The sequence below is a fragment of the Acidithiobacillus sp. TH-A67 genome (genome assembly GCF_057473545.1).
Genome location: NZ_JBYCKU010000030.1, coordinates 102,236 through 119,554 on the forward strand (window position 1 = coordinate 102,236; position 17,319 = coordinate 119,554).

The following is a 17,319-nucleotide window of genomic DNA, read 5'->3' on the forward strand; positions in this document are numbered from 1 at the left end:
ATCTTTGTGGCGCAACCATTCAAACACGATGCAGCCAGCCTGCTCGACTTCTTTTCTCAGAGCGGGCGCGGCTTTTATGTGCCATACTACCAGCGCAACTACTCGTGGGATGAAGAGAACGCCACGAAGCTGATCGAGGACATTTTCTCAAGCATCAAGCGCACGCTGACAAAGCCCGAGAACAGCATCTTCCTAGGCACGGTCATCCTCCACGACGAGAAGAACGTCCAAACAAACGTCCACTCAGACACGCCAAACCTTTTGACCAAGGTGTCGAACGTCGTCGATGGCCAGCAGCGCATCACCTCCATCGCGATCTTGGCCTGCGTGATTGCTGCGCAGATCTCCCAGACGGTGCCCAGGCTCAAGGCGTTGGCCGGATCGGCGGCAGAGTTCGATGCGTTGGCGAGGGAGCTGACCGATGAGCTGCCGAACATCCGCAAGTTCTTTTCGGTTGAGATCACCAAGACCGGCGCTCAACCGGCATTGAAGCCTAAGATCATCAGGGCGGGCGACGTGTCGGCGAACCCTGTATCGGATCAGTGGACACTCAGTGGCGACATCAATAGCTTCTATCGCTCCAACACTTCAAGCTTCCTCTCAAAGTTCATCGCGGGCATCGCGATCAATGCGGTACCGACCGATGAGCGCATAGGCTCTGTACTGAGGGTCTTCCAGGAAAAGATCAGCGAGGAAATCCAAGCGGCCGACGCTGATCTGGCCAGCGGGCTGCTGTCGGCGAATGGCATCGCCGACGGGAGCCTGCAAAACTTCATGGCCTATCCGCCAACATGGACGACCATCGCCGCGCTCGCGCCGGATGAGCAGTTGGTCTACTTTGGTGGCATGCTCCTCTTGGCAGTTTGTTCGTTCTTAAAGAACTCGTGCCACCTCGTGGTGATTGAATGCCTTGACTTGGGCTTGGCCTTCGACATGTTTCAGTCGCTGAATGCGACCGGCACGCCTTTGACAGCGTTTGAGGTGTTCAAGCCGCAGATTGTAAAAGCTTGGAGCACTGGTTATTCGACGGTCATCAAGCCTCAGGTCGATCGGATCGAGAGGGTTTTTGAGACCGAGAGCAACTCGTCGGACAAGGAGGAACTCACGGACAAGGTCATCGTGTCATCGGCCTTGGTCTTCAATGGACTGGAGCGAAGCCGGCGATTCAGCGAAGAACGAGATTGGCTGACCGATACACTTGAAGGCTCGATGTCGGCTGGGGCCCCCACCCAAAAGTCGATCGATTTCGTAACCACGATCGCGGATCAGGCCGAATACTTTCTGACCTTCGTCAAGCCGCGCAGATCGCCGAAAAATTCTGCAACCTTTGGCTTATGCAACCATTTGACGACCATGGGGCTCACTCCACAGCAGGCAGACCGGGCTGGGCTGTGCGTGTTCTATCTCAGGGATGCGGGGCATCAGTTCGCGCATTCGGTGTTGAGCGTTTTCTACGCGAAACTGCTTCGCTCCCAGTCCAACGCGGCTGGCAGGACCGCAGCCGCGGCTGAATTTGTGGCGGTGTGCGAGGCCACCGCCGCATTCTTTACACTCTACATGGGAGCGCAGCATGGCCGCTTCCCTGACTCTGACTATCGAGCCTTGTTCCAAGCGGCGGCAGGAAACATCTCGGTTGCCAACGGAGCAGCAAATCAGACGTCCGCCTTTGTCAAATCTGCATTTCGGCAGGCACTGGAAAATCAGAATATCTACGATGCCGGAGACGCAGCGGCAGCGCGCCAGATTTGGGTGGGCATGGCAAAGGAAAATGCCTGGTACTCGCGCAAGGCGGTTTGCCGTTTCGCATTGTTCGCCTCCGCCCACGACGCGGCGCCTGACATCGCCGCGGGCAACGAAGGCCTCTTCACCGACGGGATGGCCAACTCGGCCGACCTGCTCAACTGCCGGGTCTGGCACTCGAGTTCTTATGAGGTCATCGAGCATGTCGCCACCCGTGACCAACCTTCGTCGATTAAGTTCGCCTCCCATTTCGACGCCACGATTTACCCGGGCAATTATTCAATCGTTGACAAGATCGGCAACTTGACGCTGCTCTCGGGCCCTGTGAATTCGTCGATCTATTCGGAGTGGCCCGACAAGGTTTTCTACTACTGGAACCTCACCACGCCAGAGGCGACGGCAGCAGGGCCAACAGGAGCCACCTTGGCAGCCTCTCTTGGCATTGGCAGCGTGCCGCCGGCTCTATCGACACTGGTTGCGGCTTCGAGCTATCTCTCGCACTTGGCACCGCTGGCGTTCAGAGGGCAGAGCGGCCTCCACTGGGATTCGGCCTTCATCGCGAAGCGCTCCGAGCACTTGTGCCAGCGCGTTTTCGACAAGCTCGACCCTTGGCTGCGATAGCTCGCACTGAGGAAATGCTGAGCTATGTATCGATCGAAGAACCCGATGAAGTTGCCGCAGTGGCGCTCAAAATCCCGAGGCGTCGCTGACACCTCCTCTTATTCAAAGAGATCGACCAGAAGGGCACAGCCCACTATCGGATGATGAGGATGCCAGTACTAGCTTAAACTGACCCTCTTTTTGTCTTGACCAATGGATCCACCATATCTCCGCGCAACTGGAGCAGGGCGGAGGGGTGCTGAGATTCGATTGATCTGAGCTCATTTTCCCTGTCCACCAGTGATCTACTTGTGGCATACTGCGCAAGCCCCACCACCCTCATCTTCGCCGTAGACATCATCGAGGTCCTCTGGGCACTCTTTGACCGGGCGGAGCGGGTTGATCGGAATGCTTCTACGAAGACGGGCTCGCCGGATTTCGTATTCTGCTTTTATCTCAGCGATGCGCTTGGGCTTCTCCATGTCCCAGAGGGACTCGCCCTTAGACCAAGTGAACGGCGATCCGTGCTCCAAAGCGTCTTTCTCTAGCTCCTTGGCCCTCTCGTAGGCTTCGGGATGGTGCTCTTTAAGTCTCACCCATTCGATCTTTTGCTGGAAAAAGCAGAAGGTGCAGCCGCTACGCGAGCGCCACTCATAATACTTTGGATAGCCGACACCTGATGATTCCAAAATGTCAACCACGCCTGGTTTATCCACACCGGCTTCGCGGAAAGGGAGCCTGACTATTAGGTTGGGAGCCTTTGCGGAATAGCCCTCGCGGTAGTCTTCATCGGCTCGGATGGCTACATACGAGACGACTTTATCTCCTGCCGCCAGCCAAGGCTTGATCCAATCTTCAAATGGCCTCAACTTCAACATGCGAGTACACCAACGGGTCTGTGGGCTGGGTAGGAAATGGTTGTATTCTCGGAGCCAGAAGCGAAAGTCTCGGCGTGGGTTTAGCCGCACTATGGGCTTGCCAAGGTAGCCTTCAAGGCGCCCCAAGAACTCGTAAACCTCGGGTAACTCTTCACCCGTATCCGTGAAGAAGTAGTCAATGTCCAGCTCGGGATGTTTGTCGCGCATCCACACGGCCAAAGCAGCGCTGTCTTTGCCTCCAGAGATACCCAAGACGTGCCGTTCAGCCATTTTGTTTCTCCTTACCCGTCACCAGTTTCATGCCGGTTTTGGCCAGGATGGCCAGCAATACATCGGTACCCAAGCCTTGGCTTCGCAGCATCGAGACTAGCTCTGCCGCCTTGCCGTCGACAGTGGCCCAGTGACGCTCTGAAATGGCGAAGGTGTGGGAGATCGTCTTTGTGTCTGCGCCAGCTCCGATGACCACGGCGATTGCTTCGCTATGAGCCTCGCGGCCTTGCACTGATACAAAGGCCTCCGCCTCACGGAACCGGCGCGCTAATAGGGAGAGCTCTAGCACGGCTGCATCGATGTGCCGATCGACCCAATCACGGGGAGGCTTGTCACCAGCCAGACTCAGAAGGCCTTCCAAAGACTCGCGGGAGCCATCATAGGAGCTAAGACGTGTCGCGAACGCATCCAGACGGAAATTCCCTGCAACCCCCGCCACAGATTTGGCTCTGTTTTGCAGCGACTCAAGGTCGTCAAGGGTTGCATCAAGGGCTTCAAGCATCTTGGCTTCGACTTCCGCGAGCATCTTCGAATAGGCAGTCGCGATCTCCTGCAATGGAGCGCGAAGCTCCTCCACATAGGATTTGCCATCGGCGGCGCCCAACAGTGAAGCTAGATCGACAAACAGCACTTTGTGTGGATCACTGGCCTTGAGTAACATATCGCGTATGGATTTTGCCGTATCCCCCATTCGTTGGGTGCGACGTGACCATTCAGGCAGGTTGAAGACCATGGCGACAAGGCCTCTTGCTGCGTCGAGGGGATCCGAAGCTCCAGACTTCTCACCGACTTCTGCGAGCAGATTGGAAATTCCTTCGAGGATCTTGCTTTTGTCTTCGTCGATGGCGATCCAGCGCAGTGTGAATCGCGATGGATCTTGCAGACACTCGTCGATGTCAGCGTCACTCAAGCGCGGAATGAACATGCCTTCTTTGTAAACGGCCACGTTGGCTTTATGAGCCAACAGAAACGCGGTCAGAAACACAGGGAGGATGCCTTGCTTCATCCCGAATGGCGGCAAACTCCACAGATGGTAAATCGTATCCACGCCCACACGGGCGCCGGCATCGGAGAATAGCTCTTTCGTGGCTTTCCAAAGCTCTGCAAAGTCTTCCCCCGAGGCCTCGGAAGGATGGGAAAACTGCCAAAGCTCGCTTTCCTTCCGGTAAAGGCCTGTTGCAGCAAGTAACGTGTCAAAGAGGCCTCGCTCCGCTGGAAAACCTTCAATCCCCAGCCGCTCTTGGCCTTCAGCATTGATCATCGCATGCAGCAAATCACGCCGGGCTTTGACACTGCTGCTAGACAAGCTATCGCGATTAACTAGCTCGCTCCAAACCCGCGGGCAGGACCAATAGATCTGATCAGCCAAGTCAGATGCGATTGGTGAAAGTTTGGCTCCTGGCTCAACGATCTGCTCACTGCCGTCATACCACTTTGATAGGGAGACAGCGGTCTGTAGCTGGTCTTCCAGATCGGATCGGGTGACTGCGAGGCGGGCGAAGACCTCTCGTCGGGCAACGGGATCGCCGCCCAGCTCATGACGCTCTTTGACTTGTTCGAGCGCTACCAGTTCAGAAGAGAGATCTGCGATCCTGGCATGGTTGGATGGGATGCCGATCAGTACTGGCCACGGCTCTAGGCGTGCGCATGTTTGCGCACGCCTCCGAGCCTCGCTAGAAGACATATCTCGGCCTGGAAGGGCGAGAATAAGCTGTCCAAATTCACCTTTTTGGGGCTTGTAGTTTTGGGCGATCTTTTCGGCCTGCTCCACGCTGCGTAGTGAGAGTTCCATCCACCGCATCGAACCGGTCTCGTAGTAATGCCGTTTGGCTACCACCGGATGCATACCCATGAGCTGCGAAAGTTTCGAGTAATCAATTCCAGGTGATGCCGCTAAAGCTTGAACGATAGCCGCATCAATGTCGAAGTCGCTGCCCTCAAAGACCGACCAAGCCCCAGTATAACTCTTAAAAAGAGCAACCTTCAGCGAAGTAAGTTCGCGCAGAGCTTCTTTAATTTGATCTTGCGGAACGTTGAAGAACAGCGTGCAAAGCACTTGCAGATCTGCTGCTAGTCCGGACCCATTTCGGAACAAGTCGATGATTGCGATGTTCTTGATCATTGTCACAAGCAGCGGATCATCTGACTTGGCCTCGGCACGATCAACGGCATCGACCGCTTGCGACCACCGGTGACCGTCAGGGGATGCCAAGATCGCTGGCTCCAGATTCGCCCGCAGGTAGTCCCAATAGTCGCTCGGTCGATACCAAGTCGCTTGGCTCAGCGGAGTCGATTGGAGATAGGAGCGGAAACCATGTGCTTCGACCGATGATAGGAAGCCGAAGGTGCTGCGCTCATTTTGGCCGAACTGCCTCTTTGAGATCGGTCCGAGCAGAGCGGCCATCGCAGGGTGTAGCGGCCAGCAGCGCGCTAAAGCCGTGGCGAAAGTCTTTCCGACGGCGGGCCGCCGCGAGCGGATAGCGTCTGCGACTATGTTCGACGCATTGAGCATCCAATCTGGGCACTGTTGTGCTTCGATAGCGCGTCCGATGAGTTCGACTATTTCATCGCTCGCGGCCACGAAGGGGAGGTCCAAATAACGACCTTGGACTTTGGCCCAGTCGTCACGGGTGTCGATGCCTAATCGAGCGGAATACTGTGCGAAAGATTGGTGTAGGACTCCGATAACGACTAAACGGCCGCCAGAGCGGGCCGACGCTTCCGCCAACTCTTGGAAGAAGTAGACATCGTCCCCTGAACCGAGTGCAGAGGCTTCGAGGAACTTGCCCATTTCATCGATAAACACAAGGACACCGTCGTTGGGACGGTCCTTTGCCTCGGCGAGCAGTTCCGTGATGATACTTTGCGCATTGGGTTTGTTACGGCCATTAAAATTCTTTCCTTGAGCTTTGCGGATGGCTGCGCCCAAGTCGGAGACAACACTGCCTCGCCGTCCAACCACGGGGACAACAAGCCAGCCCTTGCAAACAGGAAAAGCCTTGTCGAATAATGGGTTGGAGTCGACCTGTATGGCGGCGCGTGCCTTTTCGCGGAGCACCTTGTCCGGATGCAGTGCGCTTGCCAAGGCCACGGCCAAGGATGATTTTCCGCCACCGAAGGGCCCGGTCCAAGTGAAGCTGCGCTGATTAGTTTCCGCAATCTGCCTGCAGACCCCATTGATCACTGAGGAGGCGGTTGCATGGAAGATGTAGCCGTCCAATGCGTCGGTCCGGCCGATGTCGGTATCGATCCGGATCGATCGCTGATATTGGTGTGAAATCCGGACAATATCCGAGAGCATCGGATCGTTTTTCTCAGTCATAAGCGCGCCTGACCATTTCTTTATGGTCCTCTTTTGAGAGAAGTTTCCTGTGGACTTGGCGCAAGCCCGCGGATTCGGTCCACGCGAGCTTTCCGCTTGTGAAGTCGGCAAGCAAGATCAGACGCTGCGCAATCGACTCTTCGTCGAGCTTGAAGACACGTCCCGGCGAGCCCTCAGCATACGCGACTGTTTCAAAGGCTAGCGAACTGTGGCCTTCTGCCATCCGATTCCAAAAGTCGATCAACGCGTAGGCAAAGACACCATCGTGCAGCGACGCCTTGGGTCCGCGGCGGAACGCGTACTGACCTTTGTGAACTTCCTGGAGCATGCCTAACTCGCCAAGCAGCGGCTCAGCGAAGTCCTCTGGCGATCCACCCCCTGTCCGCGGCGCGTAGCTACGTAGGCAAGTCTCCAAGTCGCGCGAGATCGTCGACGAGGATAGCCTGTGCTTGGGGTCGAGTTCTCTGGCGTACAGTGCCAAGGGCTCTTCGAGTTCTTGGCGAGTGAATGTTGGGGCGGTCACATGATTAAATAGCCAATACCATGTGGTTGAGCGGTAGCAGCGACCTGCGAGTTGCCAATGGGCGAGCCACGCGGTCGTGGGATGCTCAGCATAGGGATCTAAGCCCCCGTCCTGCAGAATTTCTCTTGCGAGTCCGCTGATTCGAAATTCCTGGTCAACCTCGCGCATCACGCCGCAGGCCAAGGCCCAATGCCGAATCGACGCGACCATATTCCTACCTACGCCGAAAGTGGCGATAGAAGTCTCATCAGCGAAAGTAGACTTTAGAATCAGATCTCCATCAATCGCTTCGTCGAATGCCTTCTTGAGCCACATCTGACGCAGGGGGAATGTTTCATGCCCTGAGAAATGGACGGTCGCCCTTCGAGGGCGCTTTGACTTTGAAGTAACAGTGCTCATTATGTAAGTCTAGCTCAGACTGGTGACTTTCACCAGATAGTATCCATAAAGAATACTGATGGGCTCTGCTACGAGCCCAGCAGTGCCAAAACCAAACCCCGCTACCGCTCTTTATAGATAGCTGTAATATCAGCAGAATCGCAACGTCCGCGCGTAGCAATCCCGACCTTCAGAAGCGCACGCGGGCGAGCTGGCGAGATGACTGACACATTGGCTCTGCCATCGTAATGAAGGGGATTTCGTCGTCAAAATCCGGCGCGGTGGGATCGGATGGCATATCTCCGCCGCCGCCACTGCCCTGGCGCCTGGTTTGCGATCCCTGTGCATCATCGCGGCGCCCCCCTATCAATTGGAGCCGATCCCCACGAATCTCGGTGGAGTATCGTTCCTGCCCCTCTTTGTCGGCCCACTTGCGCGTCTGCAACCGGCCCTCGACGTAGGCCATGCTGCCTTTGCGCAGGTATTCTCCGGCGATCTCAGCGGCGCGGCCCCAGAAAACCACCCGATGCCACTCCGTGCGCTCCTGCTTGTTGCCATCGCGGTCCTTGAAGGTCTCGGATGTAGCGAGATTCAAGGTTCCGACGGTTGTTCCGTCTGGCATATACCGCATTTCCGGGTCTCGGCCCAAATGGCCCATCAAAATGACTTTGTTGACTCCCGACATGACACTCTCCTTTCCCATTAACCGAACAAACCCAACTATGGAGTGGGATCTGCTCCGACCGGCTTCCGCCCCGAACTATCCCACCAATCCAGGAACATCCTTTTGGTCTCCGACTGATCTCCGTACTGCTGCTCCCAGCGCTCCAGCCAAGCCCGGCGCACGTCTGTCCAATCGCGGGGAAGCGATAAGAGGAATCGCGCACGGTCTTCGGGCCTGGCGAAGTCATAGACAGGCATGCGTTCGCCACTCTGATGAGCGGTTGTGTGCAAAGGCCCCCCCCAACACCCCACGCATCCCAGACATAGGGCTTTGCAGTCATCAGCCGAAAGCCCTTCCTGTGGAGCTCTCGGGGCGTCGCCCAAAAATCGCCGGTTCCCTGAATGTGCAACATGGTCTTCCCTGCGATATCCGAACAGCCGAGCACGGGAAGGGATTTGCCGTCGGAGCGGCGGATAATGCCTGCCAGCCGAGGTAACATGATGGCCATCACATCACCGCCTTGTACTGGGTCCACCCATCGGCAGACATCTCCTCCCAGAGGATGACCTTACGGACCTGCCCGGCCCGGCCTATCATGGCGTTCAGGTCGGTGATGGTGGTAGAGCGATCGAAGAGGAAGGTCAGCACGGCGCCGTCCCGATAGGAAACGACGACCGCTGACGGATTGTGGCGAGGGGATGTGTGAGGCGTCAGCCCCCGGACAACCCTGTCATTACGGAGGTCAGGCCAGATGCTGGCTGACTCACCATTGATTTTGGCCCGTTGCATGGCGGTAGATCTCCATGTGCCGCGCCGGGTGGGCGGCTTCCATGGATGTATGGTAGCGAGTCGCTACCATTGATGTCAACAGCAAACCGCTACTCCTTTGGTAGCGGTAGGCTACCCCAAACCGCGAACAGGCTTGATCCAGGTTGTGCTGCTCTCTACAACTTTACCAACAATACTTATGTGTTGAAGCTCGCTGCTTGGTACTTGCACGTCGGCCCAGGCGGGGTTGCCAGACCTAATGATGAATCCGCCATCAGGTCGTCGAAACAGAAATTTTACCTGTATATCTTCCCCACTTCGAATGAGGTACATACTGCCTTCGCATACTCGCGTATTGCTAAGGTCCACCGTAATCCAAGACCCGTCTTTTATGATCGGCTCCATGCTCTCGCCAGCCACCTTAAATCTCACAAGGTGCTTGGCGTTTAGCCCATACTTGTCAAGCCACTCCTTGCTGTAGCGGAATATTCGCTTTTGTTTTACTGGCTCAGCCACAATCCTAGAACCGGCCCCGACCCTAAAATTCATTGCCGGGACAGGCACTTCTCCATCCGCCAGGGGCTCGTCTATTGCATATTCAACGACCTGCTCTACAGCGGGGGTCAGAGAATGGGCGTGACTGTTATCCATCCAAAACGGTGGGAGCCCAAGCCCCTCCTCTATTGCTCGTGCCAGTTTATCACCCACATCCCGCGGTTTTTTGTCCCGCCCTCCCTGGTATCCGGCCAGCAGTTGTTGCAGGTACTTCCCGCTGGGCAGCCGGTCGGGAGCAAGGCGTGTTTCCATCTCCTTGAGTAAAGCAGGAATAGATCCACGCTCTTCAACGAGCATTCTGAGGTTGGCCTTTCTGCAGTCTCGATAGTCCATATCTCAATGGTAGCAGGGTGCTACCACCCCCGAAAACCAGCGGATCGCTTCTATTGCTTGCGCTAAACGTAGCGATTCGCTACCATAAAGGCATGGACCTCTCAGATATCTATCGGACCGAAGGCATGCAGGGGCTACGCAAGCTCGCCCAACGGGCCAGCGTGTCGTCCAAGTATCTGTATCAGCTGGCCACCGGCTTTCAGGGGCGAAGATGCTCACCTTCTTTTGCACTGAGGCTGGCTGCGATTGATCCAAGACTTTCCGTCGCTCAGTTGGTCTTTGGACCAAACACGAGTTCCGCAGATCGCGCAGACCATAGTGATCTTGATGGGGGAGCAGCATGATCATCTCCCTCCTTACCCATGCCCATTTGGTTTCTGGCCATCGACTCTTCGGTTGCGTTTTTTCCATCTCCTGCGGATCGCCTGATACCAAGTTATCAGATCTCCCTGCTCATGTGGTCCGCCGAACACCCCAGGAGATCGTCCCCATGAAGAGCCCAAAACCTTCTGTTCGCCAGGCCGCGCTCAACGCGCTTCCGTTGACGGATCTTCCGAGCGAACGCGAGCAGGGAAGAACGTCAACGGCCATCGTGCGCAGGAGTATGGCCTCAAGCGTCAGTGACCGACCAAATCGCCAGTGTCAGAGACTTCGGCACAGGGGTCAAGAACCATGAGTTTCTATACCAGCAACGGGGTCACCCGGATCAAGTCTTTGGCTCGCTTGGTCACCGCTGGCGCCTATTCGCTGAGCCAGGGAGAGTCGAGCGCATGAAGGATAGCGAATTCTGGACTGCCATTGTTCCCGAATTGCAAGCCATGCGAGAGGTATTTGGCCTGCCCCCCTTTTCAAAATTCGCTTTGGAAATATGGGAACACTCGCTTATTGGGCGTAGTGCCGCTGATGCGCGCGCTGCCATTCGCTCGCTCGCTGCGTCTTCCGATCGGTGTCCCGTGCCGTCGGAGGTTAAACAGAAGATTGAGTATTTTATGTACGTCTTCGGAGGAACCGTAATTCCCCACCATCCGGCCCCGGAGGCACTACAATGACAGCCGTCAAAATGTTCTGGTATAAGTTTTTCATTCAGGACTACCAAAGGGACACGTCCCATCTGTCGCTCCTGGAGCATGGCGCATATCGGCTCCTTATAGATCAGACCTATCTGTCGGGGGGAGTGCTGCCGTCGGATCTTGAGGCCATCTACCGTCTGGCTCGCGCCATGACAAAAGCGGAGCAGGCTGCGATCCGGTCCATCCTTCGATCTTTCTTCACCCAAACCGAAGAAGGATACCTTCATGGGCGGGTATCTCGCGAGATTGAGGCCCAACACCAAGCCGGGGCCGCCAGCCGGGCGAATGGGGCAAAAGGCGGTCGCCCCAGGAAGAACCCGGGCGGTTCGGATGTCGGCCAAGAAACGGAACCCAGAAAAAACCTAACAGGTTTTGAAAAGGAAACCGAACAGGTACCAAAAACGGAACCTAGGGCCAACCCCGTAGGTACTGGAAATGAAACCCAGCAGGTTCCAAAAACAAAATCCAGAAAAAACCTTAGTCAGGAGTCAGGAGTCAGAAATAATAACCCTACCCTACCTTACCCTGGCGCGCGCGTGCGCGATGGAGCCTTTCCGCTGGGGGCCCAATGGCAGCCTTCGGCCACGTTCTGGGGCATAGCCAAGCACGTCGGACTCGGCGAAAGCAGCCCGGATTTTGGCCCAGCGTTGGCGGATTTTCTGGGGTTTTGGCTGGATCGCCCAGGGGAAGCTCGCACCCAGGCCGGATGGGAAAAAGCTTTCCTCGAAAGCTGGCAAAGGTTCCGGGCGTTCAACGCTGGGAAGCCAAAACCAAAACCGAGCGGTACCACAACACCGTCTCCGCACGTCGGTTTTGCTGAGCGCGATTACACCCAGGGCGTCAACTCTGACGGGAGTTTTTAGCCATGAGCCAACCCGAAAAAATCCAGCCGTTCGCAGTCCTTGCCGAAGTACGATCCGTGGAATGCCCGACGCATGGGCCATACGAGTCGCGCAAATCCCGATTTGCCGGAAAAGACATCTGGACCGGCTGCCCCGTGTGCATCGCGGAGGTTGGGGCGAAACAGGCGCGCGCCCAGGAACTTGCCCGACGGGATGTCGCGCGGAAAAAGGTGATGGAACGCGCCGCCATTCCACCCCGGTTTGCCAACCGAACGCTGGAAAATTTTGCCGCGGAGTGCGAACGGCAGCGTCACGCCTTGCAGATCGCCACCGCCTTTGCCGAGGGTTTCGGCGATGCTCTCGCCAACGGGCGCAGCATGGTTTTTTGCGGCGCTCCTGGCACTGGAAAAACGCATCTGGCGGTCGGCATAGCCCACGCCATCATCACGAAGGGCTATACCGCTGTGTTCACGACCGCGATGGATGCGATTCGCTCCGTACGGGAAACCTACCGCAAGGGTTCCGACAAAACCGAGCGCGAGGTCATCCGGCAATTTGCCCTCCCCGATCTCACCATCCTCGATGAAGTTGGCACACAGCTGGATACGAACGCGGAGAAAGTCACGCTGTTTGATCTCATCAACCGTCGTTACCTGGACATGAAGCCCACGATCGTCATCAGCAACCTGACGCTGCGGGAGGTAGAGCGGTACATCGGAGAGCGGGCCTTTGACCGGCTTCGGGAGAACGGTGGCCAAGCGGTGGTTTTCAACTGGGCGAGTTATCGGCGAAGGGTGAATTGATGGCCCTGCAAGAACCAAGAGCGCGCGAGAGCAAGGAATATCACGCCTTTGAAGTTTCGGATGCGGATTTGTGCGGTGATGCACTCACCCGAGGTGCAGAGAATTTACTGGAACAGGCGGCGCGTGCCGTGAATGCGGTGCCGGATGAAGAGGATGCGGATGGCAATGCGAGGGAAGGTACATGGACATGACCATTTATGAAGGAGCCAGGAATTGCTTTACCAGGAATTTCCCTGCGTACAGTCCGCTCCCCTATTTTCTACTGCGGGAACTCCTGACGGATGTGCAGGAATACTGCCGGGAGAATCTCGATTGGTCCGGTGCGCAAATCGTCTTCCGCATAGATCCCACGTTTTACCGGGGAATGGAGGAATCTGGCCGCGCAAAACTGGGTATACCGGACGAGCTCGACTACGACGCACCAATCTGGCAGCCCTTCGACATGCAGGAGTGGCGCGCTGCCGGATCTGTAGAGGCGCAGGAGGTCATCTTTGACACCATGCTGTGGTTTGCCTGTTTTCGGGATTCGCCAGCGGCGCGCCGCCGCCATCGACAGAGAGACCGCCTGGATGGGATCGGGATGGGTTTTCAGTTCTTCCCTGAGCACGGTGAGGTTCGGCTATTCCTCAAGGGAGACCGGGATTTTCGGGAGATTGTTGGATCGGCCATCGGACCGTATCTGGGCAAGACCATCAGGAAGTGAACATGAACTACGCAGGCCTATTGGATTTAACGGCTTTTCTCAGGGGTGATCTTTCCTCGGTAGAGGAGTGGCGTGGTCGGGAATTACAGGCCGCCGTCCGGCTGACCCGCTACGTGAATGCTGGTATCGAGTTGCGGCCCCGACAAAGAGCCCTCTGGCATAACCTGCTTTCCCTCGCTTTGCAACAATGCCGGACGCAGTTCTTCGGCTATGTCCGCCGGGTGATGCCCGGCAGGACCGGGGAAGAGGTCCTGGAGTATGCCGAGGCCTTGAGCACGGAATACCTGATGCGGCTGACGGCGACACACAATTTCGCGTTGATTCCCAATCCGGAGCCCGTGGCCTGGGCCAGGGAGTATCTGCGCCGGGATACCGAAGTTGAGCGTCTGTCCGGGCTGGAAGGGGACTTTCGCGGTGGCCGTGATCGACTGATTCGTGCGGCGATGGGTGCCGACGCCAGGCAGAAGGCCAAAATCGGGCAAGAGATCAACACGCTCCGTTTCGTGGACAGTCTGGATGGCGACGATGGTGGCCTTGCTGACCGCTATGCCCTCGCACCGTGGAATCTTGACCATGATCGTCCGACAAAAGGGGAGGAAGCCTGCGTCCTGCTCCTGCAATCCTTGCAGAAACTCATGGACTGGTCGAAAAACGGTGTCGCCCTGGAACTGTTGACAGAGCGTGCCCAGGAAAGCCGGATTTTTGGGCAGCATGTGCGCTGCCCACATCGCTCGCGAGTTGAGGCAGTCCTGCATCTCGTGGATGAGGTTATGCCATGACAGCGGTAATGGCAACGGCGCTGGCCGACCGCATCGCCAGGGTCGAGCCGCCTTTCCCCTGGGTGGGTGGAAAACGCAGGCTGGCGAGAGAAATCCATGCCCTGCTTCCGCCACCATGCCCGACCAGCACGTACGTTGAGCCATTTTTGGGGGCCGGTGCGGTTTTCTTCTCGCGTAGGCCTCGCGGTGTAGAGGTCGTCAACGACAGAAGTCAGGAAATCATCAATTTCTTTCGGGTATTGCGTGACGATGGAGATAATCTGGTTCGGTATTTGCAGAATGTACCCTATAGCCGATCCCTATTTTACAAATGGCGCAATCTGGCCTCAGACGACATGACGCCACTGGAACGGGCTGCCAAGTTCTTTTACCTAGCCCGCAGTGCGTTTGTGGGTGAGTCCACGGGACGTACTCCATCCTGGGCATTTGCGCGTGTGGACAACCGTGCCCGCAGCATGGCTTTTGTGGTGGATCACGAACTGCTGTTGGTCCGGGATCGGCTGCGCTATGCGTATATCGAGAATGATGACGCGGTAATGGTCATCGAGCGATTCGATGGGCCGGACACCATCATTTACTGCGACCCCCCTTATCTCGCGGAGACGCGCTCTGACGGCGGTTATGAACACGAACTGAGCGCGGATGACCATACCCGTCTGCTGAGTGCGCTCAAAGGGGCGCAGGGATATGTAGCAATCAGCGGCTACCCCAGCGAGCTATACGCGACCCTGCTGGAGTGTGATGGCTGGGAATGGCGGGATTTTGCCTTACGCTGTAAGGCAAACCAGTCCAGCGAGCGCGTGGACTGGCAGGGGATGGAGCGGGTAGAGCGTGTCTGGCTGAATCCAAGGCTTGCCGAATGGAACCGCGAACATGCCTCCCGTCCTGCAACCCTGAATCTGTTTGGGGATGGAGCGGAGTGATGGACAGGTTGCTGACCATGAAAGAATTGGCCGAGATCCTGCGGGTGAGCTACAGCGTAATTCGGCAGTGGCCCAGCCATCGCCTGCCGCCCAGGGTGATCGTCCCCGGCAGTCCGCGCCTGGTCCGTTTCCGGGAGTCCGAGGTGCAGAAGTGGCTTTCCCAAAGTGAGCCTGTAGAGAGGCATCATCCCGTGCGGATCGGCAGGCCCCGCCAGGGGTTGTCGATTTAGTCAGCGACCCTATCTCGGATGCGCTCGGTATATGCCCATTGTCGTTTCGGGGTCAGGGTTTTATGAGTGATGGAGGTACGGAATGCGTCGAGTCTCTAACCTAGCTTTCAATCGGGAGTTTCCTGCGGTGTCCGGTCTCCGGGGGATTCCCAAAGATAACCGTGTCGAATTGGCCCGAGATCTACACAACGACTTTGACGCTGATGCCGTGGGCATTTGGCTTGAGGGCTTCCCATCAATTCCGCTTGGCTGGCTCTATCGCAAGGACAGCAACCGCGACGCGGTACTGCGCAAGCTTGATGCGGGCGGAACGCTCAGCGGCCATGTGGAAGTCCAGAAACGGGCGGGCAAGCTCGTCAAGGTGGTTGTTTTCTGGTTGTAGGTTCCAATCCACAAGCTATGTGACACGATTCTCCGTCCTCTACCGTTGGCAAAGTCGCTCGGCGCCATGTCAAACAAAGCGACCGAAGCAACAATCGGCTACTTCTTCTGTCACTTTCATCTTCTTCCTGTTGCTGGGCGAAGGGTGCTGATGCCAGCACCAGTCGTATCCGCTCGGCGCTGGCGGTGATCCGCCTCAGTTGGCGGAAACGCTGGCCGGGACGGTAACGCCCAGATTGGCAGGAGGGGTCTTTCCGGCGGCCTGGAACAGGGCGTCGATGACCTGCGAGTCGGAGACGATTTGGTTGACGATCTTATTCAATAAGGCCTTTGCGATTTTTGATCTATACGCAAGGGTCGAAAAGTTGATAACGCCGGTCTGTAGTTTTAGGTTCTGAACCGAAAATCTTTTTGTTAGGTAAGCTCTTCCGTTCTTACTTATTTTTACGAGAACAGAAGAGTCTCCGTTTTGGGTGATACCGCTAAACCCATTTGTCTCATGTGAAAAGAAATGGTTGATTACGACAACCATCTCATCACCATGATCTTTCGATATGGTAAATCCGCGATCAGCAAGGGCGGTCTCCAATGCCGCCTTGAAATCTTTGGCGACGTGCATGTAGACCCCGGCCATGGGTATATCGTAGCCGTCCTTCTCGACGCTAATTTCGTTTTTATGTTTTTTGCGATTTTGCGCCAAGACGTATACGCGTATATTTGACGCGGGCGCGATCTTCGTGTCGGTTGTGTTTGGCGCGTACGCCGGGTGTACCGTGTCTGGTACGAACGCACAGCCGGTTAGCATGGCGGCGGCAAGCAGGATGGTGCCTTTGGCAGCGAGAGAGGTTTTGCGGCTCATCGTAAGATCCTTTCTTAACGGAATACGGCCCCATTATACCACGCTACGGAGGCTCTCCTGGTCCTGATCCGCAGACTCTAGCGGGGATCAGAGAGGCAAATGAAGAGTTCGGAACGCAAGATAAAGGGGAAACAGACATCGGCAGTGGTGCGGCTAGGCCCACGTCCTATCTCCGCCGAGATCGGTCTATACCCCGGCGTTCGGTCTACCACTGGGAGCCCCGCCATGCCCGGCCATCTGATTCTCGTCCGCCCGCACGCCTCCCTCTGGGATGGCTTCGTCGTCGCCTGGCACCTGCGCCGGATTGGCGGCCATCGCGGCAGTCTTTTTGCCGTTGATCCCGATTATGCTCGCCATCCTCTTTACCGCCGTGTCCTGAATTGGTACGGCTGGCTTACGGGCCGCCACACGATGGCTCCGTTGGATCAGCGCAGTCCTATGGGTATGCGCACGCTGATTCAGACACTACAGGGGGGCGGCTGCGTAGTGCTGTTCCCGCAGGGCACAGGTCTTGCCCGCCCGGATCGGCCCGACCTGCCGGGAGCCGCCTGGCTCATTTGTAGGGTTCGCCCCATGGTGACGGAGATGCAACTCGATCATAGCGGCAGAATCCCCTTTGTGGTGCAGCCAAACCGGCAGGCTGCCGATGCGCCCCATGAGCCATTGTGTGCTCACCGACTCCCATAGCAGTTCTCAGG

Annotated in this window: 18 protein-coding genes; 11 read left to right on the forward strand and 7 right to left on the reverse strand. The window is 56.7% G+C overall.

Features of this window, described 5'->3' with window-relative positions; translation table 11 throughout:
- Positions 1–6 precede the first annotated feature (6 nt).
- Complete coding sequence (locus tag AC2VNM_RS04390) at positions 7–2,361, forward strand: GmrSD restriction endonuclease domain-containing protein (RefSeq protein WP_486912925.1); 2,355 nt, start codon at positions 7–9, stop codon at positions 2,359–2,361.
- A gap of 284 nt (positions 2,362–2,645) precedes the next feature.
- On the opposite strand, the gene AC2VNM_RS04395 is transcribed toward AC2VNM_RS04390, so the two are convergent.
- The 6 genes from AC2VNM_RS04395 to AC2VNM_RS04420 all read right to left on the reverse strand — a co-directional run bounded on the left by AC2VNM_RS04395 (position 2,646) and on the right by AC2VNM_RS04420 (position 9,995).
- Entirely contained in the window at positions 2,646–3,488 is an 843-nt protein-coding gene (locus AC2VNM_RS04395; RefSeq protein WP_215851367.1) for a phosphoadenosine phosphosulfate reductase domain-containing protein, read from the reverse strand.
- The gene (locus AC2VNM_RS04400; RefSeq protein WP_215851366.1) at positions 3,481–6,810 is read right to left on the reverse strand and encodes a hypothetical protein; all 3,330 of its coding nucleotides are present in this window, start codon (positions 6,808–6,810) and stop codon (positions 3,481–3,483) included. The genes AC2VNM_RS04395 and AC2VNM_RS04400 overlap by 8 nt, the downstream gene beginning before the upstream one ends.
- Positions 6,803–7,732 carry a DUF4007 family protein gene (locus AC2VNM_RS04405; protein WP_226823377.1) on the reverse strand — a complete coding sequence of 310 codons (930 nt, stop codon included), beginning with the start codon at positions 7,730–7,732 and terminating at the stop codon, positions 6,803–6,805. The genes AC2VNM_RS04400 and AC2VNM_RS04405 overlap by 8 nt, the downstream gene beginning before the upstream one ends.
- Positions 7,733–7,901: 169 nt before the next feature.
- Entirely contained in the window at positions 7,902–8,396 is a 495-nt protein-coding gene (locus AC2VNM_RS04410; protein WP_215851364.1) for a single-stranded DNA-binding protein, read from the reverse strand.
- Positions 8,397–8,882: 486 nt separating this feature from the next.
- Entirely contained in the window at positions 8,883–9,023 is a 141-nt protein-coding gene (locus AC2VNM_RS04415) for a hypothetical protein (RefSeq protein ID WP_226823376.1), read from the reverse strand.
- A gap of 252 nt (positions 9,024–9,275) precedes the next feature.
- Complete coding sequence (locus tag AC2VNM_RS04420; RefSeq protein WP_486912926.1) at positions 9,276–9,995, reverse strand: S24 family peptidase; 720 nt, start codon at positions 9,993–9,995, stop codon at positions 9,276–9,278.
- Between the two features lie 806 nt (positions 9,996–10,801).
- On the opposite strand from AC2VNM_RS04420, the gene AC2VNM_RS04425 reads away from it, so the two are divergent.
- The 9 genes from AC2VNM_RS04425 to AC2VNM_RS04465 all read left to right on the forward strand — a co-directional run bounded on the left by AC2VNM_RS04425 (position 10,802) and on the right by AC2VNM_RS04465 (position 15,763).
- Positions 10,802–11,080, forward strand: a complete 279-nt coding sequence (locus AC2VNM_RS04425; RefSeq protein WP_215874494.1) for a hypothetical protein — start codon at positions 10,802–10,804, stop codon at positions 11,078–11,080.
- A complete protein-coding gene (locus tag AC2VNM_RS04430; protein WP_215851286.1) occupies positions 11,077–11,964 on the forward strand; it encodes a DUF1376 domain-containing protein in 888 nt (295 codons plus the stop codon). Before AC2VNM_RS04425 ends, AC2VNM_RS04430 begins: the two co-directional genes overlap by 4 nt.
- A gap of 2 nt (positions 11,965–11,966) precedes the next feature.
- Entirely contained in the window at positions 11,967–12,746 is a 780-nt protein-coding gene (locus AC2VNM_RS04435; protein WP_226823344.1) for an ATP-binding protein, read from the forward strand.
- A complete protein-coding gene (locus AC2VNM_RS04440) occupies positions 12,746–12,937 on the forward strand; it encodes a hypothetical protein (RefSeq protein ID WP_215851284.1) in 192 nt (63 codons plus the stop codon). Before AC2VNM_RS04435 ends, AC2VNM_RS04440 begins: the two co-directional genes overlap by 1 nt.
- Positions 12,934–13,449 (forward strand): hypothetical protein, encoded by a 516-nt coding sequence (locus AC2VNM_RS04445; RefSeq protein ID WP_215851283.1) that lies wholly within the window; start codon positions 12,934–12,936, stop codon positions 13,447–13,449. The genes AC2VNM_RS04440 and AC2VNM_RS04445 overlap by 4 nt, the downstream gene beginning before the upstream one ends.
- A 2-nt stretch (positions 13,450–13,451) precedes the next feature.
- Positions 13,452–14,228, forward strand: a complete 777-nt coding sequence (locus AC2VNM_RS04450; protein WP_215851282.1) for a hypothetical protein — start codon at positions 13,452–13,454, stop codon at positions 14,226–14,228.
- Positions 14,225–15,151 (forward strand): DNA adenine methylase, encoded by a 927-nt coding sequence (locus tag AC2VNM_RS04455; protein ID WP_226823343.1) that lies wholly within the window; start codon positions 14,225–14,227, stop codon positions 15,149–15,151. Before AC2VNM_RS04450 ends, AC2VNM_RS04455 begins: the two co-directional genes overlap by 4 nt.
- Positions 15,151–15,381, forward strand: coding sequence for a helix-turn-helix transcriptional regulator (locus AC2VNM_RS04460; RefSeq protein WP_215851281.1), 231 nt, complete (start codon positions 15,151–15,153; stop codon positions 15,379–15,381). The genes AC2VNM_RS04455 and AC2VNM_RS04460 overlap by 1 nt, the downstream gene beginning before the upstream one ends.
- An 82-nt stretch (positions 15,382–15,463) precedes the next feature.
- Positions 15,464–15,763 carry a hypothetical protein gene (locus AC2VNM_RS04465; RefSeq protein ID WP_215851280.1) on the forward strand — a complete coding sequence of 100 codons (300 nt, stop codon included), beginning with the start codon at positions 15,464–15,466 and terminating at the stop codon, positions 15,761–15,763.
- Between the two features lie 195 nt (positions 15,764–15,958).
- Here AC2VNM_RS04465 and AC2VNM_RS04470 read toward each other — a convergent pair whose 3' ends face one another.
- The gene (locus tag AC2VNM_RS04470; protein ID WP_215851279.1) at positions 15,959–16,621 is read right to left on the reverse strand and encodes a YajG family lipoprotein; all 663 of its coding nucleotides are present in this window, start codon (positions 16,619–16,621) and stop codon (positions 15,959–15,961) included.
- A 225-nt stretch (positions 16,622–16,846) separates the two neighbouring features.
- Here AC2VNM_RS04470 and AC2VNM_RS04475 point away from each other — a divergent pair, with 225 nt between their 5' ends.
- Positions 16,847–17,308 carry a lysophospholipid acyltransferase family protein gene (locus AC2VNM_RS04475; RefSeq protein WP_215851278.1) on the forward strand — a complete coding sequence of 154 codons (462 nt, stop codon included), beginning with the start codon at positions 16,847–16,849 and terminating at the stop codon, positions 17,306–17,308.
- Positions 17,309–17,319: the final 11 nt, after the last annotated feature.